Below are 21726 nucleotides of genomic sequence, written 5' to 3' on the forward strand. Positions count from 1 at the left end.
GTCGCGAGCGAGCGTCGGCCGGGCTCGATCCCGGTCCAGGGCCGCCGGGGCGCGTCGGGGTCGGGCGCGGGTGCATAGACTGGACCGACCGCGACCCTTGACCCTTGATGGGAGACCCGTGACCGTCCAGCCGATCCGGCTCTTCGGCGACCCAGTGCTGCGCACGCCCGCCGCGCCGGTGGTCGACTTCGACAAGGAGCTGCGGAACCTGGTCCGCGACCTGTGGGACACCATGCGCGACCAGGGGGGTGCCGGGCTGGCCGCGCCGCAGTTGGGGGTGGGGTTGCGGGTGTTCACCTACGCCTGCGACGGGGTCGAGGGGCACCTGGTCAACCCGGTGTGGACCGCGGTCGACGACGAGGTCCAGGACGGCCAGGAGGGCTGCCTGTCGATCCCCGGCTTCTACTGGGACTGCCGCAGGCACCGCAACGTCGTCGCGCGCGGGTTCAACGAGCACGGCGAGCCCGTCGAGATCGAGGGGTCCGACCTGCTGGCGCGCTGCCTGCAGCACGAGACCGACCACCTCGACGGCGTCCTGTTCCTCGACCGGCTCGACGACGACACCCGCAAGCAGGCGATGCGCGAGATCCGCCAGTCCGAGTGGTTCGACGGCGGCGTGCCCGTCCTCAAGCAGAGCCCGCACCCGCTGTTCGGGAGCCGCTGATGCGGTTGGTGTTCGCGGGCACCCCGGAGGTCGCGCTGCCGTCGCTGCGGGCGTTGATCGCCTCCCGGCACGAGGTCGCGGCCGTCGTCACCCGACCGGACGCGCCCGCGGGCCGCGGTCAGCACGTCACCCGCTCACCGGTCGGCGCGCTGGCCGACGAGCACGGCATCGAGGTGCTGACCCCGGAGAAGCCCTCCGACCCCGCGTTCCTCGACCGGTTGCGCGAGATCGCGCCGGACTGCTGCCCGGTCGTCGCCTACGGCGCGCTGCTGCGCAAGTCCGCGCTGGAGATCCCGCCGCACGGCTGGGTCAACCTGCACTTCTCCGTGCTGCCCGCCTGGCGCGGCGCCGCCCCCGTGCAGGCCGCGCTCTGGCACGGCGACGAGATCACCGGCGCCAGCACCTTCCGCATCGTCCGCGAGCTGGACGCGGGCCCGGTCTTCGGCGTGCTCACCGAACCCGTCCGTCCGGATGACACCGCGGGCACACTTCTCCACCGCTTGGCGGAGGCGGGCGCCGGTCTCCTGCTGTCTACTGTGGATGGCATCCAGGACGGCGCGCTCACCGCCGTCGACCAACCCGCGGACGGCGTCAGCTACGCGGGCAAGATCGCCGTGGAAGACGCCAAAGTGGACTTCGGGCAACCGGGGCTCGCCGTGGACCGCCGGATCCGCGCCGTCACCCCGGACCCGGGTGCGTGGGCGCTCTTCCGCGGTGAACGGTTCAAGCTCGGCCCGGTCACCCGCGCCGAGTCCGACACCACCCTCGCCCCGGGCGAGGTGCTGGTGGAGCGCAAGCGCGTCCTCGTCGGCACCGCCACCTTCCCGGTGCGGCTCGGCGAGGTCCAGGCACAGGGAAAGAAACGCATGCAAGCCAGCGATTGGGCCCGCGGCACCCGCCTCGAGGCCGGGGAGCGACTGGGATGAACCAGCCAGGACGCCGCCCCCAGCGCCCGTCCCGCCCGCGCCGCGCGCACCCGCCGCGCAGGCCGGACACCCCGGACCGACCGCCGATCGACGACCCGGCCCGCCGCGCCGCGCTCGACACCCTCCGGGCCGTGCGCGCGGACGACGCGTACGCCAACCTCGTGCTGCCCAAGCTGCTGCGCGAGCGCCGGGTCACCGGCCGCGACGCCGCGCTGGCCACCGAACTGGCCTACGGCACCGCCCGCGCCCTCGGCCTCATCGACGAGATCCTCGCCGAGTGCGTCGACCGCCCGCTGTCCAAGGTGGAGCCGGTGCTGCTCGACGCGCTGCGGCTGGGCGCGTACCAGTTGCTGCGCACGCGCGTCCCCGCGCACGCCGCCGTCGCGTCCACTGTGGACCTGGTGCGGCACGACCTCGGGCCGCGCGTCACCGGCTTCGCCAACGCCGTGCTGCGCCGGGTCAGCGAACTCGACGAGCCCGGCTGGATCGCGCGCATCGCGCCGGACCCGGCCGAGGACCGGCTGGGCCACCTCGCCGCGAGCACCGCGCACCCGCGCTGGATCGCCCGCGCCTTCGCCGACGCGCTCGGCACCACCGGCGACGAGCTGGCCGCCGCGCTGCGCGCCGACGATGAACGGCCCGCCGTGCACCTGGTCGCCCGCCCCGGCGAGGTCAGCGCGGACGAGCTCGCCGCGATGACCGGCGGCGACCCGGCCCCGTACTCGCCCTACGGCGTGCGGCTCGAGTCGGGCGCGGGCGACCCGGGCGACCTCGAACCCGTCCGCGAGCGGTTGGCGGGCGTGCAGGACGAGGGCAGCCAGCTGTGCGCGCTAGCCCTCACCCGCCCGTCGGTCGACGGTGCCGACACCCGGTGGCTCGACCTGTGCGCGGGCCCCGGCGGCAAGGCCGCCATGCTCGCCGCGCTGGTCGCCATCAACGGCGGCACCCTGGACGCGGTCGAGAAGGCCCCGCACCGGGGCAAGCTCATCGAGCGGATCACCGAGGGCCTGCCGGTCACCGTGCACGTCGCCGACGGCCGCGAACCCGGCCTCGAAGGCACCTTCGACCGGGTACTCGTCGACGCGCCGTGCACCGGTCTGGGCGCGCTGCGGCGCAGGCCGGAGGCCCGCTGGCGGCGGCAGCCCGAGGACGTCGGCGACCTCACCCGCCTGCAGGCCGAGCTGCTGACCAGCGCCCTCGACCTGGTGCGGCCCGGCGGTGTGGTGGCGTACGTGGTCTGCTCGCCGCACCTGTCGGAGACCGAGGGCGTCGTGTCCACGGTGGTCCGCAAGACCGGCGCGACCATCCTCGACGCCCGCGAGTCCTTCCCTGAGATGCCCGACCTCGGCGACGGCCCGTACGTGCAGCTCTGGCCGCACCGCCACGGCACGGACGCGATGTTCTGCGCCCTGCTCCGCCGGTGATCCTCGGCCTGGTGTCCGCCGCGGCGGCGGGTGTGGACCGGCGGCTGCGCGCCGAACTCGCCGAACCGGCGGCCGCGCGCGGCTGGCGGCTCGCGATCACGTTCACCCCGACCGCCGGGCGCTGGATGGCGGCGGTCGGGGAGACCGAGCGGTTGCAGGCGCTGACGGACCTCCCGGTGCGCAGCGAGCCCCGGTTACCGGGCGAACCCAAGCCGTACCCGGTGCCGGACGCGTTCTTGTTCGTCCCCGCCACGACGAACTCGCTGGCCAAACTGGCCCTGGGCATCGCGGACAACCAGGCACTGACCGCGCTGGGCGAGGCCGTGGGCCTCCCCGGCGTCCCGGTCGTGATCCGGCCGCAGGCGAGTGACGCGCAGCGGGCGCACCCGATGTTCACCGCGCACCTGGACACTCTGCGCGGCGCGGGTTGCCGGATCGCCGACGCGGACCCGTCGGCGCCGTGGGAACCCCTGCTGGACCTGCTCGACAAGCCCGCCCGCGCCTGACCCGCGGCCGGGAGTTGCGGAGGGACGTGTGACCAGGATCGCGGTCATCGGCATGGGCGGCACGATCGCCATGGCGCCGAGCGCGGCGGGCGGTGTGGTGCCCGCCTTCGACGCCGCCGAGCTCATCGCGGCCGTGCCCGGCCTGGCCGAGCTCGACCTGGAGATCACCACCTGCGGGCTGCGGTCGCTGCCCAGCCCCTCGATCGGCTTCGGCGACCTGGTCGCGCTGGCCGGGGCGGTGCGCGCCGAGATCGACGCGGGCGCCGCCGGGGTCGTCGTCACCCACGGCACCGACACGATCGAGGAGACCGCGCTCTTCCTCGACCTCACCGTCGACACCGAGGTGCCGGTGGTGGTCACCGGCGCCATGCGCGCCCCCACCTCGGCGGGCGCCGACGGCCCGGCCAACCTGTACGCGGCCATCCGGGTCGCCGCCGCGCCCGCCGCGCGCGGGCTGGGGGCGCTGGTCGTGATGTCGGACGAGGTGCACGGCGCCCGGTTCGTCCGCAAGGGCCACACCAGCAGCACGGCCGCGTTCGGCTCGCCCGGCTTCGGGCCGATGGGTCTGCTGGTCGAGGGGGAGCCCCGGCTGCGCGGTGTGCCGCGGGTGCCGTTGACGCTGCCCGCGTCGCCCGCCGTCGAGAACCTCCGGGTCGGGCTGATCACCGTGGCGCTCGGGGACGACGGCGAACTGCTGCGGCACGCGGGCGGGGTGTGCGACGGGATCGTGATCGCCGGGCTGGGTGCGGGCCACGTGCCCGCCGCGATGGTGCCCGCGGTCGCGGAGTTCGCCGCGCACGTGCCGGTGGTGCTGTCCTCGCGGACCGGGTCCGGGTCGGTGCTGCGGCAGACCTACGGCTACCCGGGCTCCGAGCGCGACCTGCTCGACCGCGGTCTCGTGCACGCGGGCTTCCTGGACCCGGCCAAGGCAAGGGTCCTGTTGCTCTTGTTGCTCGCCGACGGCGCCGAACGCGAGCGGATCGTCGCCGCGTTCGAGCACTACCGGTAGTCCGGCGACCGCTCTTGACGGTTGGATGTGCGGCATGGACATGGACCACCGCATCGACATAGTCGACCCGGCCATCAACGACTACGTGCTCGCCCACTCGAGCCCCGGCGACGACCTCCTCCGCGACTTGGCCGCGGAGACCGCCGCCGACCACGGCGACGTGATCTCCATGCAGATCTCCCACGAACAGGGCGAGTTCCTGACGATGCTGGCCCGGCTCACCGGCGCCCGGTTCGCGGTCGAGATCGGCGTGTTCACCGGCTACTCGTCGATCTGCATCGCGCGCGGCCTGGCCGAGGGCGGCACGCTGCTGGCCTGCGACGTCAGCGAGGAGTGGACGGCGGTGGCCCGCAAGTACTGGGCCCGCGCGGGCGTGACCGACCGGATCGACCTGCGCCTGGCACCGGCGGTGGAGACCCTGCGGTCCCTGCCCCTGGACCCGGTCATCGACTTCGCGTTCATCGACGCGGACAAGACCGGCTACGCCGACTACTACGAGGAAATCCTGGTGCGACTGCGCCCCGGCGGCCTGATCGTGCTGGACAACATGCTGCAAGAGGGCCGGATCATCGACCCGGCGGCCCAGGACGAGCAGACGCTCGCCATCCGGGCGGTCAACGACATGATCGTGGCCGACGACCGCGTCTCCGCCGTGCTGCTGCCGCTGCGCGACGGCGTGACGCTGGTCCGCAAGCACTAGCGCGGAAGCACCGTTGCGGCCAGGCCGCCGAGGCCCCGGCTCCGGCGGCTCAACTCGTCTCGCCGAGGGCTCGCCGCGCACGTGCCTGCCGTGCGGTGGGGGCTAGAGAGCGAGCCGGGCCCGGAGGTCCGGGTGCCGCAAGACGTCGAGGACCTCCGGCTGCTCCGAGAAGACGTCCGCCGCACCGGGGCGGGTGCTGTAGCGGAGCATCGCCTGGACGACGTCGGCGAAGGGCTGTTCCCGCACGGTGTCGATGACCCGGTCCGCGGTGGCGCGGTCGTCGGTCCGGTGCGCGACGGCCCAGCGCTCGAACAGGAACACCAGGGTCGACCTGGCGTTCTGCCGTCCCCTGGTCAGGATGTCGCGGTTGAGGCCGCAGATGTCGATCGTGCCCGCGCCGCGGTCGGTCAGCGGGTGGTAGCGGCCCAGGGTGAGGGACAGGGCCAGGTGGTCGAAGGGGTCGTCGACGGTGGGGTCCAGCAGCAGCGGCTTGCCGCGGTCGTCGAGGGGGAAGCGGTCACGCTTGTGGTGGCTGTTGCAGGCCGAGCAGGCCAGCAGGTGGTTGCGCCAGGCGAAGGTCAGCAGCGGGGTCAGGGCCACGGGGGAGAAGTGGTCGATGTCGGTGCCCTGGTTGTCGCCGCAGTACATGCAGCGCTCGCGACCGGGGGCGAACCCGCGCAGCGTGGCGCCGACGGCCTGGCGGACCGCCGGTCGGGAGCGCCAGAGGGCGCGGGCCTTCGCGACCTGCTCCTTGCGCCGCGCCGCGCGGATGCCGTCGGTGGCGCGTTGCAGCGAGTCCACCAGGTCGGGGGTGAGCGGCGGGCGGACGAGCTTGATCACCGCTCGTCGGCGATCAGCCGGGCGGCCACCTCGGTGACCCGGGCGGACGGCGAGCTGGTGAGGGTCTGCTTCAGCTCGTGGTAGTCGGCGCGTTCCCGCTCGTCCGCGGTGCCGTCCAGGACCTTGATCTCCAACTCGACCAGGCGGTGGCGCAACCGGATGGCGCGGTGCGAGTAGGCGGTGTCGAGGCCGAACAGGTCCGACAGCACCGCGTCGTCGCCGGTGCCGTAGACGATGCGCTCCCACAGGTCGCCGTCGACGGTCTGCGGGCTGGTGTCCTCGTCGGGGCCGGGGAGGCGGATCAGGCCGGCGGGGTCGGCGGACTGGCAGATGTACGGGCTGTGCGTGGTCACGATGAACTGGATCTGGGGGAAGTGCTGCTTGAGCCACTCCCCGATCCGCTTCTGCCACGAGACGTGCAGGTGCGCGTCGATCTCGTCGATGATGACGACCCCGGGGACGCCGACGACGGTGCCGTCGAGGTGCAGGTCGCCGTAGCTCTCGTAGAGCTGCTTGAGCAGGTCGACCACCAGGGCGACGACCGTGCGGTAGCCGTCGCTCATCTCCCGCAGCGGGAACCGGTGGCCGCCGTCGGAGGAGACCCACAGGCCCTCGGAGTCGACCTCGTTGATGCGGTAGTCGTCGGGCAGCAGCCCGTCGCCGAGGATCTTGAGCGCGGTCTCCTTGAGGTAGCGCGCGCCCTCGCGGCGCTCCAGGGCCCGCAGGTGCTGCTCGATGAGCCACGCGACGCCCTCGGCGAGGGAGGCGTCCTCGTGGAACAGGCTCGCCATCCGCGCGACGCTGCCCGCGCCGAGCATCAACCGCTGCACGTCACCGGTGCCGCCGATCAACCGGCGGAAGGGCCCGTACGCGGCGCAGAACCACCCGGACGGGTTGTCGTGCCACGGCCCGTTGCGGGGCGCGGTCTTGGCCCGCCCGTCCTCACTGTGCTCCTCGAGCGAAGGCTGCACCGGCCGCCGCGCGTGCGCCGTGTCCTCGGCGTCGGGGGCCGCCCAACGCAGACCCGCCCAGAAGGGCCGCTCCGGCGGGCGGCCCTTCTTGAAGCGCTCGAAGTTGAGGTCGAAGGTCAGCTGCACGGCCGCCGTGGCCCCCTGCTGCCCCACCGAGATCCAGTTGTCGAAGTCGGCGACCAACGTCCGCGCCGCCGCGGGCCCCCCGATGGCCAGCGCGATCCCGCGCAACAACGACGTCTTCCCCGAACCGTTGCGGCCCGCGAGGACCGTCCACCCGGCATAGGTGCTGTCGGGCCGCCGCAGGTCGAGCTCGACCGCGCGCCCGCCGTGGAACCCCCGCACGTTGACCAGCCGGACGCGCGACACGTACATGCCCCGACACTATCGCCCACCGGCCCGGATGTCCGGCCCGGATAAACCTGGGGCACGCCTCCGGCCCCCGGTATCCACTTTACTGGCGGTCACCGACAAGTCGCGGCGAAGACGATCAAGCCTGTGGACAACCACCCATGCACATGCGCCGAAGTTGTCCACAGGCCGGTGTCAACGCTTCCGCCGCTTTGCCAACCCCGGGAGAATCGAAGACAGGGGTTCCCCATCGCGGGGGATCCCTCGCGGGCGCAGGGGGTTGGGAAGCCTGGGCCGCAGACCGCGCGGGCCGGGTGTGGGTGTCAGTCGACCGTGGGCAGGTCGAGGTGTTCGCGGAGGGTCGAGCCCGTGTACGAGGTCCGGTAGACCCCGCGTTCCTGGAGTTCCGGGATCAGCCGGTCGACGATCTCCTCCACCCCGGTCGGCAGGCGGTCCGCGCCCAGGATGAAGCCGTCCACGGCGCGGGTTCGGACGTAGTGGGCCCACTCGTCGGCGATGCGGGAGGGGGTGCCGATGAAGTCGTGGCGGGTGGGTTGGACCTGGAGGACCAGTTCGCGGATCGACAGGTTCTTCTCCGCTGCCAGTTCGCGCCACTGGCGGATGCGGTCCAGCTTTCCCGTGCGGTCGGAGATGGTCAGGGTGCCTCGGGACGGGTCGAGTTCCGCTGACGACGGTTCGACGTCCGGTAGCGGCCCGTCCGGGTCGTACGCCGACAGGTCCTTGTCCCAGTACTGCTCCAGGAACCCGATCGCCCGCCGCGGCGTCAGCAACTCCCGCCGCAGCCACTCGGCGCGTTCTTGGGCCTCGGCGTCCGTCGCGCCGAGCACCACCGAGGCGCCCGGCAGGATGCGCAGGGAGTCTGGGGAGCGGCCGTACCCGGCCAGGCGGGATCGCAGGTCCGTCGCGTACGCAAGCGCTTTCGGGTATTCGGTGTTGCCGGAGAACACCGCGTCCGCGTGCCGGGCCGCCAGGTCTCGGCCGCCGGGGGAGTCGCCTGCCTGCAACACCACCGGTCTGGTCCGCGGCACGGTCGGCGTGACGCTCAACTCGACGAGGTCCGTGTGCCGCTCGACCGTCCGCTCCGCCGCCCAGATCTCCTTGGCGGCGGACACGAACTGCTCCGCCCGCTCGTACCGGCGCTCGTGCGGCAGCCACCCGCCGCGGCGGAAGTTCGCGCCCGTCCAGGCGTTGTCGGTCGTCACCACGTTCCACCCGGCTCGGCCGCCGGATAGCACGTCCAAAGTGGCCAGTCGGCGGGCGAGGTCGGCCGGGAAGTTGTACGTGGCGTTCTGCGTCGCCACCAACCCGATGTGCTCGGTCGCCCCCGCCAGCGCCGCGAGCTGGGTGATGGCGTCCGGGCGTCCCGCGACGTCGGTTTCGAGGATCCGGCCGCGGTTCTCCCGCACCCGCAGGCCCTCGCCGAGGAAGAACGCGTCGAACAGGCCGCGCTCCAAGGTCTTGGCCACGGACAGGTAGGCGTCGATCGTGGTGTGGTCGAAGTCGCCCGCTTCCTGCCACAGGTACTGCCCGCCGACCCCGGTGTAGAACAGCCCGAGGTGCAGTTGCGCGTCGCTCACAGCCCGGCCCTCGCGAATCGGTTGACGGGCTTGGGCAGCCCCAGGGTTTCGCGCAGCGTCGGCCGACGCGGCGCCAGGTCGAGCGCGGGCAGCACGTGCCTGGTCAGCACCGGCAGGTCGACCGCCAGCGCCGCCGGGTGCAGCAGAACCCCGTCGACCGACGACGACAGCTCACCCAGCAACTCCACCAACCCGACGGCCGACCCCACGTACCGCGTCCGCGAAGACCCCCACTCGGCCGCGGCGTCCAACGCCGCCAACCGGGACTCCGCCGGGACGTCGGTGTCGAGCACGACCTCCAATTCCGCGAACACCAGCGAATCGGGCCGTGCGCGGCCGACCTCGTCCGCCGGGATCAACGCGATGTCCGCGTCCAGTGCCAGGCCCGCGTCCGCGATCACCACCGGCTGTCCCTGCGGCGGACGTGGCGTGATCAGCGGCCCCTTGACGGTGAACGACGACCCTTCGAAATCCACGTGGTGCACCTTGTCGGCATCAAGGTAGCGCCCAGAAGCGACATCCTTGATGACCGCGTCGTCCTCCCACGAGTCCCACAACGCGCGCACCGCCGCGACCACTTCGGAAGCGGGCCCCTCCTCCAGCCCCACGGTCGCCAGCGCGGCCGGGGACGTCCCCGTGACCACCCACGCCGCCCGACCGCGCGTCGCGTGGTCCAGGCTCGCGATCTGCGCGGCGAGGTGGAACGGCTCGACCGTGGCCGTCGGCACCGCGGGCGCCAACCCGATCGCCGTGGTGCGGGTCGACACGAACGCCGCGCGCCCGACCGACTCCAGCCGCCCCACCGCACCCGCCCGCGGTACCGGTGAATCGGCGAACGTCGCCAGCGCGAACCCGGCGGATTCCGCCGCCAGCACCACGTCCCGGATCGCGGCGGGCCGCAGGTGGTTCGCGGGATCGCCGAACCGCCACGCTGCCGGGTGCGCGCCCGCCCCGTCGGTTTCCAAAGCCAGATGCAGAGCCACAAGGCCTCCCAGAGCCGCTCTTGCTTTCGACACTAACCAGGCCCCCGAGGCCCACCCAGGATGTGGGACGTGCCATGTGGAGGGAATATCGACGAACGGGGTTTGCTTGCACCCGCGGGCGCGTTCGCCCGTGAACCGAGGGGATTGGTGGCACACGTGGGCGAGGAACTCCTGGACAACCCGGCCTGGGCGGCGCTGACCGGTCCGCACCAGTCGATCGCGCGGCGGTACGGCGACGCGGCGGGCTACCCGGACGACGTGTCCCCGTTCCACGCCGTGCCGACCGGTTCCGCCCGGGAGTGGGCCGACCTCGCGGCCATGGCGACGCCGGGCAGCGGGATCGTCGTGCCCGGCGCGACGCAGGCGCCCCCGGGCTGGCCCGCCGCCGAGCTGATCGACGGCGTCCAGATGGTCGACGACGGCGTCACCCCCGCCCCCGACCCCGAGGCGCTGCGGCTCACCGCCGCCGACGTCCCCGAGATGCTCGACCTCGTCGCCCGCACCCAGCCGGGCCCGTTCCGCCCTAGGGCCCGTCCTCAAAGCGGGTGGGCCGGACGTGGTTTGATCTTGTGTCGTGGTGCGCAGGCATGAGCTGACTGACGAGCAGTGGCAGGCGTTGCAGTCGTTGTTGCCGGTGTCGGGGGCGAAGGGTCGCCCTCGTGTGGATGACCGGCGTGTGATCAACGGGATGTTGTTCAAGGCCAAGACCGGGGTGTCGTGGCGTGATCTGCCGGAGCGTTATGGGCCGTGGAAGACGGTCTACAACCGGTTCTGGCGCTGGTCACGCAACGGCACCCTCACGATGCTGGTGGCGAGGGTGCGGGTGATCGCGGAGGCGATCGACGAGCTGGACCGGGAGGTCTCGGTCGATTCCAGCATCGTGCGTGCTCATCAGCACGCGGCCGGTGCCCGGCGCCGTACGGCCGCGCACACAGGGGGCGAGCGGGTCGTGCGGCGGGCAGACCGAACCAGATGATCATGCTATCGGCCGGTCACGTGGCGGCCTGTCCACCAAGATCCACCTGGCCTGCGACGGACACGGTCGCCCACTGACGACCGTCTTGACCGGCGGGAACACCAATGACTGCACCATGTTCGACACCGTGCTGGCGGGCGTGTGGTTCCCGCCGGCACGACCAGGCCGACGTGCCACACGTCCGGCGCGGGTGATCGCGGACAAGGGCTATTCCAGCCGCGCCATCCGCGGCTACCTGCGCCGGCGCGGCATCCGGGCCACGATTCCCGAACGCCGCGACCAACGCGACGGCCGGGCCCGCCGCGGCCAGGCAGGCGGTCGGCCACCCGCCTTCGACCCGGTGATCTACAAGCGCCGCAACGTCGTCGAACGCTGCTTCAACCGGTTCAAGCAGTTCCGCGCGATCGCCACCCGCTACGACAAGACCGCCCTGTCCTACCAAGCCATGATCGACCTCGCCGCCCTCACCCTCTGGCTTTGAGGACAGGGCCTAGGACCATCGAGCTGGGCACCTACCTGGGCATCCGCCGCGCCGGGGTGCTCGTGGCGATGGCCGGTGAACGCCTGCGCCCGCCGGGCTGGACCGAGATCAGCGCGGTCTGCACCGACCCCGCCGCGCGCGGCCAGGGCCTGGCGACCCGGCTCGTGCTGGCCGTGGCGGCGGGCATCCGGGCGCGGGGCGAAACGCCGTTCCTGCACACGGGAGCGCGGAACACCAACGCGATCCGCCTGTACGAGGCACTGGGGTTCCGCCTGCGCCGCGAGATGCCGTTCCTGCTGTTGACCGTGCCGGCCGAGACGCCGGTCAGGAGTTGTTGATCGGCAGGCCGGGCGGGTTGACCTCGGCGCGGGTCACCGCCTCGTCGCTGAGCCCGTAGGCGGCCAGCACCTTGGCGTACTGGCCGTTCTCGATCAGGTGGTTGAGCGCGTCGGCCACCGGTTGGACGAGACCGCTGTCCTTCTTGGTGGTCGCCGCGATCAGCCCCTGCAACGTCGTGCCCGCCCCGGAGAACGAGCCCGCGCTGCGGCTCGGGTGCGGCGTCGACTCGGTTTTCTTGGCGTGGTGGGCGATGCTGGGGTTCGGGGCGAAGTAGATGTCGACGCGGCCAGACGCCAGCGCGAGGTAGGTGGCGTTGCGGTCGGCGAAGTTGCGGATCTCCAGGGTCTTGCCCTCGGCCTGGAGCTTGGTGCGCCACTCCACCAGGATCTTCTCCTGGTTCGTGCCGGTGTCGACCGCGACGGTCTTGCCCGCGAAACTCCCGTAGTTGCCGTCGAAGTTCCAGGTGCTGTCCTTGTTCACCTCGAACCCGAGGTTGTCCTCGCGGTAAGAGGCGAAGTCGAAGCCCTGCTGCTTGCGCTCCTCGGTCACCGTGATGTTGGAGAACGACACGTCGAACTCGCCGCTCTTGGTGCGCACGAACATGTTCTGCCACGACGCGTTCTGCACGTCCGGCGTCAGCCCGAGCACCGCGGCGACCAGCCTGCCGAGGTCGGACTCCACACCGGTCAGCGTCTTCTGGTCGGTGCCGATGAAGTTCAGCGGCGGCGAGCCGTTGGGGATCGCGCCGCCGCCGATGACCAGGGTGCCGCGGTCCAGGACGGCCTTCGGCAGCTTCGCCCGGATCGCGTCGACCTTCGCCACGGTCAGCTGGACCGGCGTGGTGAAGTCGGTGTTCGCCGCGACGGTGACGACCTGGTTGCCGTTGGCGTCGACCGCGGTGGCGGCAGGGGCGTCGCCGGATCCGCAGGCGGCGAGCGTGGCGGTCACCGTCAACGCGGCCAGGGCGGCGGGGATTCGGGCGGATAGGGGCATGGGTGTCCTCACTGTTCTCAGCGCAGCTTTCCGAGGAATTCACGGGTGCGGTCTTCCCGTGGGGCCAGCAGGACCTGATCCGGCGGCCCCTGCTCGACGATCCGGCCCGCGTCGAGGAACACGACCCGGTCGGCCACGTCGCGGGCGAAGCCGATCTCGTGCGTGACGACGATCATCGTGGTGCCGGACGCGGCCAGGTCGCGCAGCACGGCCAGCACGTCACCGACCAGCTCCGGGTCCAGCGCCGAGGTGGGCTCGTCGAACAGCAGCAGCCTCGGCCGCAGCGCCAGCGCCCGTGCGATGGCGACCCGCTGCTGCTGCCCTCCCGACAGCTGGCGCGGGTACGCGGTCTCCTTGTCCGCCAACCCCACCTTCGCCAGCAGCTCCCGCGCGCGCTCGACGGCCTCCGCCTTCGCCACGCCCCGCGTCACCACCGGCGCCTCGATCACGTTCTCCAGCACGGACAGGTGCGGGAACAGGTTGAAGTTCTGGAACACGAACCCGATCCGCGACCGCTGCCGCAGGATCGCGCGCTCGCTCAGCTCCCGGAGCCTGCCGCGGTGCGCGCGCACCCCGATCAGCTCGCCGTGCACCGCGACGAACCCGCTGTCGAGCGGCTCCAGGTGGTTGATGGCGCGCAGCAGCGTGGACTTGCCGGAGCCGGACGGACCGATGATCGCGGTCACCTCACCGGCCGCCGCGGTGAAGTCGACCTCGTCGAGCACCCGGTTCGCGCCGTAGGACTTGACCGCGCCGCGCACCGTCACCGCCGCGGTCATCGGGCCACCCCCAGCGAACGCATCCGCGCCCGGAACCTCTGCGCGGGCGTCGCGGGCACGGTCCGCAGCGCGCCCCGGGAGAAGTGGCGCTCCAGGTAGTACTGCGCGACCGAGAGCAGGCTGGTCAGGATCACGTACCAGACCGTGCCGACCATCAGCAGCGGGATGATCTGGCCGCTGTTCGTGCTCGCCTGCGTCTGCACCACGCCGAACAGCTCCAGCAGCGAGGTGATGTAGACGACCGACGTGCCCTTGAGCAGGTTGATGAGCTGGTTGGCGTAGTTCGGGATGATCGCCCGCGTGGCCTGCGGCAGGATGATCCGCCGGTACTGCCGCGTCTTCGGCAGCCCCAGCGCCGACGCCGCCTCCAGCTGCCCCTGGTCGACCGAGATGATCCCGGCGCGCACGATCTCCGCCGCGTACGCCGCCTCGTGCAGGCTCAGCCCCAGCACCGCGACCACGAAGAAGCTCAGCAGGTCGTTGGCGCGGAACTCGACGAACGACGGCCCGAACGGGATACCGAGGCTCAGGGTGCTGTACAGCGCGGTCACGTTGGCCAGGAACAGCAGCAGCACGATCAGCGGGATCGACCGGAAAACCCAGACGTAGCCCCACGACACCGCGCGCAGCACCGGGTTCCGGGAAAGCCGCATCAGCGCCAGCGCGACCCCGCCGATGAGTCCGAAAACCGCGCCCAGCCCGGTCAGTTCCAGCGTCAGCAGGAGACCGTCCATGACGACCGGGCGGAAGAACCAGTAGCCAAAAGCGTCCCACTGGAACGCGTCGTTGGTGATCAGCGCGTGCGCGGCCTGGGCGAGCAGCACCAGCGCCACCGCGCCCGCCACCCAGCGCCAGGGGTGCCGCAGCGGCACCACCTTCGTCGATTTCAGTCGTCCGAGGAGATCTTCCGCCGGGCGGGTCGGTGGCGGGGACAGGGAAGTCACATGAGCTCCGGGGGATTCGGGGCCTGGGAACCGGGCACACTTTATGACCATCCAGTGGAATCGGGATCGCTGTTCACGATGTGAGAGAGTGGATTTATTTCCAGCGTTGAAAAGAATGGTTCGGGAATACGTGAGAGGTATTTCTTTGGTGGTCGCCCCGCCTCGTGCCCAGCGAGTGAACCCGCCCGCCGCGGCGCGCGCGGTCGCGCCGCCCGCGCCCACACTGGCCCTGTGACGCCGGTCACCGCCCCGATATCGGGTTGAGTAGGTTTGCGTCAGACTGCATAATCATCCACATGACGGTTCGGGTTGCGGTGGCGGGAGCGAGCGGGTACGCGGGGGGCGAGGCGCTGCGGCTGCTGCTCGGCCACCCGGAGGTGGAGATCGGCGCGTTGACGGCCGGGGGCAACGCGGGCTCGCGACTGGGCGAGCACCAGCCGCACCTGCTCCCACTGGCCGACCGCGTGCTGGAGGAGACCACCGCTGGCGTGCTCGGCGGCCACGACGTCGTCTTCCTCGCCCTGCCGCACGGCCACTCCGCCGCCATCGCCGCCCAGCTCGGCCCGGACACCCTCGTCGTCGACTGCGGTGCCGACCACCGGCTGAGCAGCGCCGAGGACTGGACCCGCTGGTACGGCAGCGAGCACGCGGGCACCTGGCCGTACGGCCTGCCCGAGCTGCCCGGCGCCCGCGAGCGGCTGCGCGGCACCAAGCGCATCGCCGTCCCCGGCTGCTACCCGACGGTGTCCTCCCTGGCCATGGCCCCCGCCGTGCGGCACGGGCTGGTCGACGGCGAGGTCGTCGTGGTCGCGGTTTCCGGCACGTCCGGCGCGGGCAAGAGCCTCAAGCCCAACCTGCTCGGCTCCGAGGTCATGGGCTCGCTCAGCGCCTACGGCGTCGGCGGCGCCCACCGGCACACCCCCGAGATCACGCAGAACCTCAGCGCGATCGCGGGCCGGAAGGTCCCCGTCTCGTTCACGCCCGTCCTCGCGCCCCTGCCGCGCGGCATCCTCGCCACGTGCAGCGCCCCGCTCGCCGGGACCGCGGACGTGCGCGCGGTCTACGAGCGGGAGTACGGCGACGAGCCGTTCGTGCACCTGCTCCCCGAGGGGCGGTGGCCGACCACCGCCGCCGTCCTCGGCTCCAACGCCACCCAGCTCCAGGTCACCGTCGACGAGGACCTGGACAGGCTGGTCGTGGTCGCCGCCATCGACAACCTCACCAAGGGCACGGCGGGCGGCGCCGTGCAGTCCATGAACATCGCGCTCGGCCTGCCGGAGACGACGGGCCTGTCCACCGTGGGAGTAGCCCCGTGACCGTCCCCGAGATCGACCGCAGCCAGGGCGTCACCGCGGCGGCCGGGTTCCGCGCCGCCGGTGTGGCCGCGGGCATCAAGACCAACGGCAAGCCCGACCTGACCCTGGTGGTCAACGACGGCCCGGTCACCGCCGCGGCGGGCGTGTTCACCCGCAACAAGGTCAAGGCCGCCCCCGTGCTGTGGTCCAAGCAGGTGCTCACCACCGGCAGGCTCAAGGCCGCCGTGCTCAACTCCGGCGGCGCCAACGCCTGCACCGGCCCCGAGGGCTTCCAGGACAGCCACGCCACCGCCGAGAAGGTCGCCGACGTGCTCGGCATCGGCGCCATCGACGTCGCGGTCTGCTCCACCGGCCTCATCGGCGAGCGCCTGCCCATGGACGCCATCCGGTCCGGCATCGACCTCGCCGCCAAGGAACTCGCCCGGTCCGCCGACGCGAGCCTGGCCGCCGCCACCGGCGTGATGACCACCGACACCCGGCCCAAGCTGGCCGCGCTCACCGCCCCCGGCGGTTGGACCGTCGGCGGGTTCGCCAAGGGCGCGGGCATGTGCGCGCCCAACATGGCCACCATGCTCAGCGTCGTCACGACCGACGCCGTGGTCGACTCCGCCACCGCCGACGCGGCGCTGCGCGCGGCCGTGGACGCCACCTTCAACCGGCTCGACGTCGACGGCGGCACCTCCACCAACGACACCGTGCTGCTGCTGGTCTCCGGCGCGTCCGGCGTCGAGGTCGACCAGGCGTCATTCACCGAGCACCTGACCACGCTGTGCGCCGACCTCGTCGCGCAGTTGCAGGCCGACGCCGAGGGTGTCACCAAGCACGTGACCATCACCGTGCGCGGCGCCGCCACCGACGCCGAAGCCGTTGCCACCGCGCGCACCGTCGCGGTCGACAACCTGTGCAAGACCGCGTTCTTCGCCAGCGACCCCAACTGGGGCCGCATCGCCATGGCGGTCGGCAACGCGCCCACCGAGTTCGACCAGTCCAAGCTCGACATCACCATCAACGGCGTCACCGTGTGCCGCGCGGGCGGGCGCGGCGAGGACCGCTCCGTCGCCGACCTGTCCGGCCGCGACATCCTCGTCGAGATCGACCTGCACGCGGGCGACGGCGTCGGCACCATCCTCACCACCGACCTGTCGCACGCGTACGTCGAAGAGAACAGCGCGTACAGCTCATGAGCACCGACGCGCTCACCCCGGCCGACAAGGCGAATGTCCTCGTCGAGGCTCTCCCGTGGCTGCGCCGCTTCCACGGCGCGCTCGTAGTCGTCAAATACGGCGGCAACGCCATGGTCGACGACACCCTCAAGCGCGCTTTCGCGGAAGACATGGTTTTTCTGCGGTTGGCCGGTCTGCGTCCCGTAGTGGTACACGGCGGTGGACCGCAGATCGGCGCCATGCTCGGCAAGATGGGCATTCCCAGCGAATTCCGCGCGGGTCTGCGCGTGACCACCCCCGAAGCCATGGACGTCGTCCGCATGGTTCTTACCGGACAGGTCAGCCGTGAGCTGGTAGGGCTGATCAACCAACACGGGCCCCTCGCGGTCGGCATCTCCGGCGAGGACGCGCACCTGTTCACCGCCGAACGCCGCACCGCCGAGATCGACGGACAGGAAGTCGACCTCGGGCTCGTCGGCGACGTCGTCGAGGTCAACCCGTCGGCCGTGCTCGACATCGTCGCCGCGGGCCGCATCCCGGTCGTGTCCACGGTCGCCGCCGACCGCGACGGCGTCACCCACAACGTCAACGCCGACACCGCCGCCGCCGCGCTCGCCATCGCGCTCGACGCCGAGAAGCTCGTCGTGCTCACCGACGTGGAGGGCCTCTACGCCGACTGGCCCGACCGGTCGTCGCTGCTGCACGAGATCCGCGCGTCCGCGCTCGCCGACCTGCTGCCCCGCCTGGAGAGCGGCATGGTCCCCAAGATGGAGGCCTGCCTGCGCGCGGTCACCGGTGGCGTGCCGCGCGCGCACGTCATCGACGGCAGGCTCGCGCACTCCGTGCTGCTCGAGGTTTTCACCACCGGTGGTGTCGGAACCATGGTTTTGCCCGACAAGGGGGAGAAGTGATGGTCGAGTCCAACTTGGACGCCCAGGCGCGGTGGAAGTCCGCGCTGATGGACAACTACGGCACGCCGGGCATCGCGTTGGTGCGCGGTGAGGGCTCGTACGTGTGGGACGCCGACGGTAAGCGCTACCTCGACCTGGTAGGCGGTATCGCCACCAACGCGCTCGGACACGCCCACCCGGCCGTAGTAGCCGCGGTCACCGAGCAGATCACCAAGATGGCCCACGTCTCCAACCTCTACGTCAACCCCGTCGCGGTGGAACTGGCCGAGGCGCTGCTCGACGTCGCGGGCCTGACCGGCAACGGCAAGGTCGTCTTCTGCAACTCCGGCGCCGAGGCCAACGAGGCCGCGTTCAAACTCGCCCGCCTCACCGGCAGGCCCAAGGTCATCGCCACCGACGGCGCCTTCCACGGCCGCACCATGGGCTCCCTGACCCTCACCGGCCAGCCGCCCAAGCGCACCCCGTTCCAGCCGCTGGTCCCCGGCGTCGAGCACATCCCGTTCGGCGACGTCGACGCGCTGCGCGCCGCCGTCGACGGCGACACCGCCGCGGTCATCCTCGAACCCGTCCTCGGTGAAGGCGGCGTCGTCCCCGCCCCCGACGGCTACCTCCAGGCCGCCCGCGAGATCACCACCGCGGTGGGCGCGCTGCTCATCCTCGACGAGGTGCAGACCGGCATCGGCAGGCTCGGCGGCTGGTTCGCCTTCCAGCAGGCGGGCATCGTCCCCGACGTGTTCACCCTGGCCAAGGGCCTCGGCGGCGGCCTGCCGCTGGGCGCCTGCGTCGCCGTCGGCGCGGCGGCCGACCTGTTCGCCCCCGGCCACCACGGCACCACCTTCGGCGGCAACGCCGTCTGCGCCGCCGCCGGCCTCGCCGTGCTGCGCACCATCTCCGCCGACGGACTCCTCGAACACGTCTCCGCGCTCGGCAAGGACATCGCCGCGGGCGTCGAAAACCTCGACCACCCGCTCGTCGCCGGTGTGCGCGGCAGCGGGCTGCTGCTCGGCATCGCGCTGACCGCACCCGTCTCCGCCAAGGTCGCCGCCGCCGCCGCGAGCCAGGGCTACCTGGTCAACAACGTCCAGACCGACACCGTGCGGCTCGCACCGCCGCTCGTGCTCACCGAGGATCAGGCGGGCGACTTCCTCGCCGCGCTCCCCGGCATCCTCGACACCGCCCAGGAGGGCTGAACCGTGGTCCGGCACTTCCTGCGCGACGACAACCTGACCCCCGACGAGCAGCGCGAGGTCCTCGACCTCGCCGACGCGCTCAAGGCCGACCCGCACTCGACCAGGTCGCTGGCCGACAAGTCCGTCGCCGCCATCTTCGAGAAGAACTCCACCCGCACCCGGGTGTCCTTCGAGGTCGGCATCGCCCAGCTCGGCGGCACCTCGGTCATCGTCGACGGCCGCACCATGCAGCTCGGCCGCGAAGAGACCATCGAGGACACCTCCCGCGTGCTCTCCCGCTACGTCGACGTCATCGTCTGGCGCACCTACGCGCAGAAGCGCATCGAGGCCATGGCCTCCGCCGCGTCCATCCCCGTCATCAACGCCCTCACCGACGAGTTCCACCCCTGCCAGGTTCTCGCCGACCTGATGACCATCCGCGAACGCCACGGCAAGCTCGCCGGCCTCACCGCCACCTACCTCGGCGACGGCGCCAACAACATGGCCCACTCCCTGCTGCTCGGCGGCGCCACCGCGGGCATGCACGTGCGCGTCGTCGCCCCCGAGGGCTTCGAACCGCGCGCCGACATCGTCGTCGACGCCGACCGGCGCGCCAAGGAGACCGGCGGCAGCGTCGCGGTCCTCGCCGACCCGCACGCCGCCGTCGACGGCGCCGACGTGCTCGTCACCGACACCTGGACCTCCATGGGCCAGGAGAACGACGGCCGCGACCGGGTCAGCTCCTTCCGCAAGCTGCGCGTCGACGACGCGCTGCTCGGCCGCGCCGCCCCCGGCGCCATCGTGCTGCACTGCCTGCCCGCGCACCGCGGCTGGGAGATCACCGACGAGGTCCTCGACGGCCCCGCCAGCGCCGTCTGGGACGAGGCGGAGAACCGGCTGCACAGCCAGAAGGCCCTGCTGAGCTGGCTGGTGGCCCGAACGTGACCACCTCCGCCGCCACCCGCGCCGCGCGCCAGGCCCGCATCGTCGAGCTGGTCACCGAGCGGGCCATCCGCAGCCAGACCGAACTCGCCACCCTCCTGCACGCCGAGGGCATCGAGGCCACCCAGGCCACGCTCTCGCGCGACCTGGACGAACTCGGCGCGGTCAAGCTGCGCGGCGCGGACGGCGGCGCCCCGGTCTACGTCATCCCCGAGGACGGCAACCCCGTGCGCGGCGTGCAGGGCGGCACCTCCCGCCTCACCCGCCTGCTCAGCGAACTGCTCGTCTCCGCGGACGCGTCGGCCAACCTGACCGTGCTCCGAACGCCGCCCGGTGCCGCGCAGTTCCTCGCCAGCGCGATCGACCGGGCCGCACTGCACGAGGTCGTCGGCACCATCGCGGGCGACGACACCCTCATGGTCATCTGCCGCGAACCCGTCACCGGGCTCCAGATGGCCGACCGCTTCATGGCGATGGCCGCCCGCACCGCCCCCGGCAGGCCGACGCCACCCCCGACGCAAGGAGAAACCGATGACTGACCGGGTCGTCCTCGCCTACTCCGGCGGGTTGGACACCTCCGTCGCGATCGGCTGGATCGCCGAGGAAACCGGCGCCGAGGTCGTCGCCGTGGCCGTCGACGTCGGCCAGGGCGGCGAGGACCTCGACACCATCCGCAAGCGGGCGCTGGCCTGCGGCGCCGCCGAGGCCGTCGTCGTCGACGCCCGCGACGAGTTCGCCGAGCAGTACTGCCTGCCCGCCCTCCAGGCCAACGCGCTCTACCAGGACCGCTACCCGCTGGTCTCCGCGCTGTCCCGGCCCGTGATCGTCCGCCACCTCGTCGACGCCGCCCGCGCGCACGGCGCCACCACCGTCTCCCACGGCTGCACCGGCAAGGGCAACGACCAGGTCCGCTTCGAGGTCGGCATCGGCGCCCTCGCCCCCGAACTGCGCGTCATCGCCCCCGTCCGCGACTTCGCCTGGACCCGCGAGAAGGCCATCGCCTGGGCCGAGGACCGCGACCTGCCCATCGACGTCTCCAAGCGCTCCCCGTTCTCCGTCGACCAGAACGTGTGGGGACGCGCCGTCGAGACCGGGTTCCTCGAGGACATCTGGAACGCCCCCACCGAGGACGTCTACAGCTACACCTCGAACCCCGCCGACCCGCGCGACCCCGACGAACTCGTCATCACCTTCGACTGCGGCGTCCCCGTCGCGATCGACGGCGAGACCGTCACCGTCCTGCAGGCCATCCGCGAGCTGAACCGGCGCGCGGGCGCCCAGGGCGTCGGCCGCCTCGACCTCGTCGAGGACCGCCTGGTCGGCATCAAGAGCCGCGAGATCTACGAGGCCCCCGGCGCCCTCGCGCTGATCACCGCGCACCAGGAGCTGGAGAACGTCACCGTCGAACGCGACCTCGCCCGGTTCAAGCGCACCGCCGAGCAGCGCTGGACCGAACTGGTCTACGACGGGCTCTGGTTCTCCCCGCTCAAGGACGCGCTCGACGCGTTCATCGCCCATACTCAGGCGCACGTCACCGGCGAGGTGCGGCTCGTGCTGCACGCGGGCCGCGCGGTCGTCAACGGCCGCCGCTCCGAGCAGTCCCTCTACGACTTCAACCTCGCCACCTACGACGAGGGCGACACCTTCGACCAGTCGCTCGCCAAGGGCTTCGTGCAGCTCTGGGGCCTGCCGTCGAAGATCGCCGCGCGCCGTGCGGCCAAGCTCTGAACAAACCACTAGA

Annotated in this window: 21 protein-coding genes and 2 pseudogenes; 16 read left to right on the plus strand and 7 right to left on the minus strand. The window is 72.1% G+C overall.

The window, feature by feature from the left end; all coding sequences use genetic code 11:
• The first annotated feature begins 118 nt into the window (after positions 1–118).
• Genes def through V5P93_RS09535 form a run of 6 tightly spaced genes read left to right on the plus strand, consistent with a single transcriptional unit; the run spans position 119 to position 5229 of the window.
• Positions 119–664 (plus strand): peptide deformylase, encoded by a 546-nt coding sequence (gene def / locus V5P93_RS09510; protein WP_104482293.1) that lies wholly within the window; start codon positions 119–121, stop codon positions 662–664.
• Entirely contained in the window at positions 664–1590 is a 927-nt protein-coding gene (gene fmt, locus V5P93_RS09515; RefSeq protein WP_104482292.1) for a methionyl-tRNA formyltransferase, read from the plus strand. The genes def and fmt overlap by 1 nt, the downstream gene beginning before the upstream one ends.
• Positions 1587–3014: an RsmB/NOP family class I SAM-dependent RNA methyltransferase gene (locus V5P93_RS09520; RefSeq protein ID WP_104482291.1), complete on the plus strand. Its 1428-nt coding sequence runs from the start codon at positions 1587–1589 to the stop codon at positions 3012–3014. The genes fmt and V5P93_RS09520 overlap by 4 nt, the downstream gene beginning before the upstream one ends.
• Positions 3015–3025: 11 nt before the next feature.
• On the plus strand, positions 3026–3520 hold the full coding sequence (locus V5P93_RS09525; RefSeq protein WP_245931645.1) for a flavoprotein: 495 nt from the start codon (positions 3026–3028) through the stop codon (positions 3518–3520).
• Positions 3521–3548: 28 nt separating this feature from the next.
• Positions 3549–4529, plus strand: coding sequence for an asparaginase (locus V5P93_RS09530; protein ID WP_245931644.1), 981 nt, complete (start codon positions 3549–3551; stop codon positions 4527–4529).
• Positions 4530–4563: 34 nt separating this feature from the next.
• Positions 4564–5229: an O-methyltransferase gene (locus V5P93_RS09535; RefSeq protein WP_245931643.1), complete on the plus strand. Its 666-nt coding sequence runs from the start codon at positions 4564–4566 to the stop codon at positions 5227–5229.
• Between the two features lie 102 nt (positions 5230–5331).
• On the opposite strand, the gene V5P93_RS09540 is transcribed toward V5P93_RS09535, so the two are convergent.
• The 4 genes from V5P93_RS09540 to V5P93_RS09555 all read right to left on the minus strand — a co-directional run bounded on the left by V5P93_RS09540 (position 5332) and on the right by V5P93_RS09555 (position 9972).
• On the minus strand, positions 5332–6069 hold the full coding sequence (locus V5P93_RS09540) for an HNH endonuclease (RefSeq protein WP_219824143.1): 738 nt from the start codon (positions 6067–6069) through the stop codon (positions 5332–5334).
• The gene (locus tag V5P93_RS09545) at positions 6066–7415 is read right to left on the minus strand and encodes an AAA family ATPase (protein WP_104482289.1); all 1350 of its coding nucleotides are present in this window, start codon (positions 7413–7415) and stop codon (positions 6066–6068) included. Before V5P93_RS09545 ends, V5P93_RS09540 begins: the two co-directional genes overlap by 4 nt.
• Before the next feature lie 299 nt (positions 7416–7714).
• Positions 7715–8989, minus strand: a complete 1275-nt coding sequence (locus tag V5P93_RS09550; protein ID WP_181043807.1) for an LLM class flavin-dependent oxidoreductase — start codon at positions 8987–8989, stop codon at positions 7715–7717.
• Complete coding sequence (locus V5P93_RS09555; protein WP_245931642.1) at positions 8986–9972, minus strand: LLM class flavin-dependent oxidoreductase; 987 nt, start codon at positions 9970–9972, stop codon at positions 8986–8988. Before V5P93_RS09555 ends, V5P93_RS09550 begins: the two co-directional genes overlap by 4 nt.
• Before the next feature lie 156 nt (positions 9973–10128).
• Between V5P93_RS09555 and V5P93_RS09560 the strand changes: the two genes are divergently transcribed.
• From V5P93_RS09560 to V5P93_RS09570, 3 genes and pseudogenes are all read left to right on the plus strand, one after another.
• Positions 10129–10563, plus strand: a complete 435-nt coding sequence (locus tag V5P93_RS09560) for a hypothetical protein (RefSeq protein WP_181043806.1) — start codon at positions 10129–10131, stop codon at positions 10561–10563.
• Positions 10547–11429 (plus strand): annotated as a pseudogene (locus V5P93_RS09565) (IS5 family transposase). The gene V5P93_RS09560 and the pseudogene V5P93_RS09565 overlap by 17 nt, the downstream one beginning before the upstream one ends.
• A pseudogene (locus V5P93_RS09570) lies at positions 11429–11767 on the plus strand (GNAT family N-acetyltransferase); the annotation flags it as partial. The pseudogenes V5P93_RS09565 and V5P93_RS09570, both read left to right, overlap by 1 nt.
• Here the strand turns inward: V5P93_RS09570 and V5P93_RS09575 are convergent.
• The 3 genes from V5P93_RS09575 to V5P93_RS09585 are packed head-to-tail and all read right to left on the minus strand — an operon-like array spanning position 11754 to position 14484.
• Positions 11754–12761 (minus strand): transporter substrate-binding domain-containing protein, encoded by a 1008-nt coding sequence (locus V5P93_RS09575; RefSeq protein WP_104483650.1) that lies wholly within the window; start codon positions 12759–12761, stop codon positions 11754–11756. The pseudogene V5P93_RS09570 and the gene V5P93_RS09575 sit on opposite strands and share 14 nt — an antisense overlap.
• A 17-nt stretch (positions 12762–12778) precedes the next feature.
• Positions 12779–13540 carry an amino acid ABC transporter ATP-binding protein gene (locus V5P93_RS09580; protein WP_104483651.1) on the minus strand — a complete coding sequence of 254 codons (762 nt, stop codon included), beginning with the start codon at positions 13538–13540 and terminating at the stop codon, positions 12779–12781.
• Positions 13537–14484: an amino acid ABC transporter permease gene (locus V5P93_RS09585; protein ID WP_245931825.1), complete on the minus strand. Its 948-nt coding sequence runs from the start codon at positions 14482–14484 to the stop codon at positions 13537–13539. The genes V5P93_RS09580 and V5P93_RS09585 overlap by 4 nt, the downstream gene beginning before the upstream one ends.
• Positions 14485–14780: 296 nt before the next feature.
• Here V5P93_RS09585 and argC point away from each other — a divergent pair, with 296 nt between their 5' ends.
• Genes argC through V5P93_RS09620 form a run of 7 tightly spaced genes read left to right on the plus strand, consistent with a single transcriptional unit; the run spans position 14781 to position 21713 of the window.
• Entirely contained in the window at positions 14781–15800 is a 1020-nt protein-coding gene (gene argC, locus V5P93_RS09590) for an N-acetyl-gamma-glutamyl-phosphate reductase (RefSeq protein WP_104483653.1), read from the plus strand.
• Positions 15797–16984 (plus strand): bifunctional glutamate N-acetyltransferase/amino-acid acetyltransferase ArgJ, encoded by a 1188-nt coding sequence (argJ, locus tag V5P93_RS09595; RefSeq protein ID WP_104483654.1) that lies wholly within the window; start codon positions 15797–15799, stop codon positions 16982–16984. Before argC ends, argJ begins: the two co-directional genes overlap by 4 nt.
• On the plus strand, positions 16981–17874 hold the full coding sequence (gene argB / locus V5P93_RS09600) for an acetylglutamate kinase (RefSeq protein ID WP_104483655.1): 894 nt from the start codon (positions 16981–16983) through the stop codon (positions 17872–17874). Before argJ ends, argB begins: the two co-directional genes overlap by 4 nt.
• The gene (locus V5P93_RS09605) at positions 17874–19064 is read left to right on the plus strand and encodes an acetylornithine transaminase (RefSeq protein ID WP_104483656.1); all 1191 of its coding nucleotides are present in this window, start codon (positions 17874–17876) and stop codon (positions 19062–19064) included. The genes argB and V5P93_RS09605 overlap by 1 nt, the downstream gene beginning before the upstream one ends.
• Positions 19065–19067: 3 nt before the next feature.
• Positions 19068–19988 (plus strand): ornithine carbamoyltransferase, encoded by a 921-nt coding sequence (gene argF / locus V5P93_RS09610; RefSeq protein ID WP_104483657.1) that lies wholly within the window; start codon positions 19068–19070, stop codon positions 19986–19988.
• Positions 19985–20524, plus strand: coding sequence for an arginine repressor (locus V5P93_RS09615; RefSeq protein WP_104483658.1), 540 nt, complete (start codon positions 19985–19987; stop codon positions 20522–20524). Before argF ends, V5P93_RS09615 begins: the two co-directional genes overlap by 4 nt.
• Complete coding sequence (locus V5P93_RS09620) at positions 20517–21713, plus strand: argininosuccinate synthase (protein ID WP_104483659.1); 1197 nt, start codon at positions 20517–20519, stop codon at positions 21711–21713. The genes V5P93_RS09615 and V5P93_RS09620 overlap by 8 nt, the downstream gene beginning before the upstream one ends.
• The last annotated feature ends 13 nt before the right edge of the window (positions 21714–21726 follow it).

The organism is Actinokineospora auranticolor (assembly GCF_041897805.1).
Classification (GTDB): domain Bacteria; phylum Actinomycetota; class Actinomycetes; order Mycobacteriales; family Pseudonocardiaceae; genus Actinokineospora; species Actinokineospora auranticolor.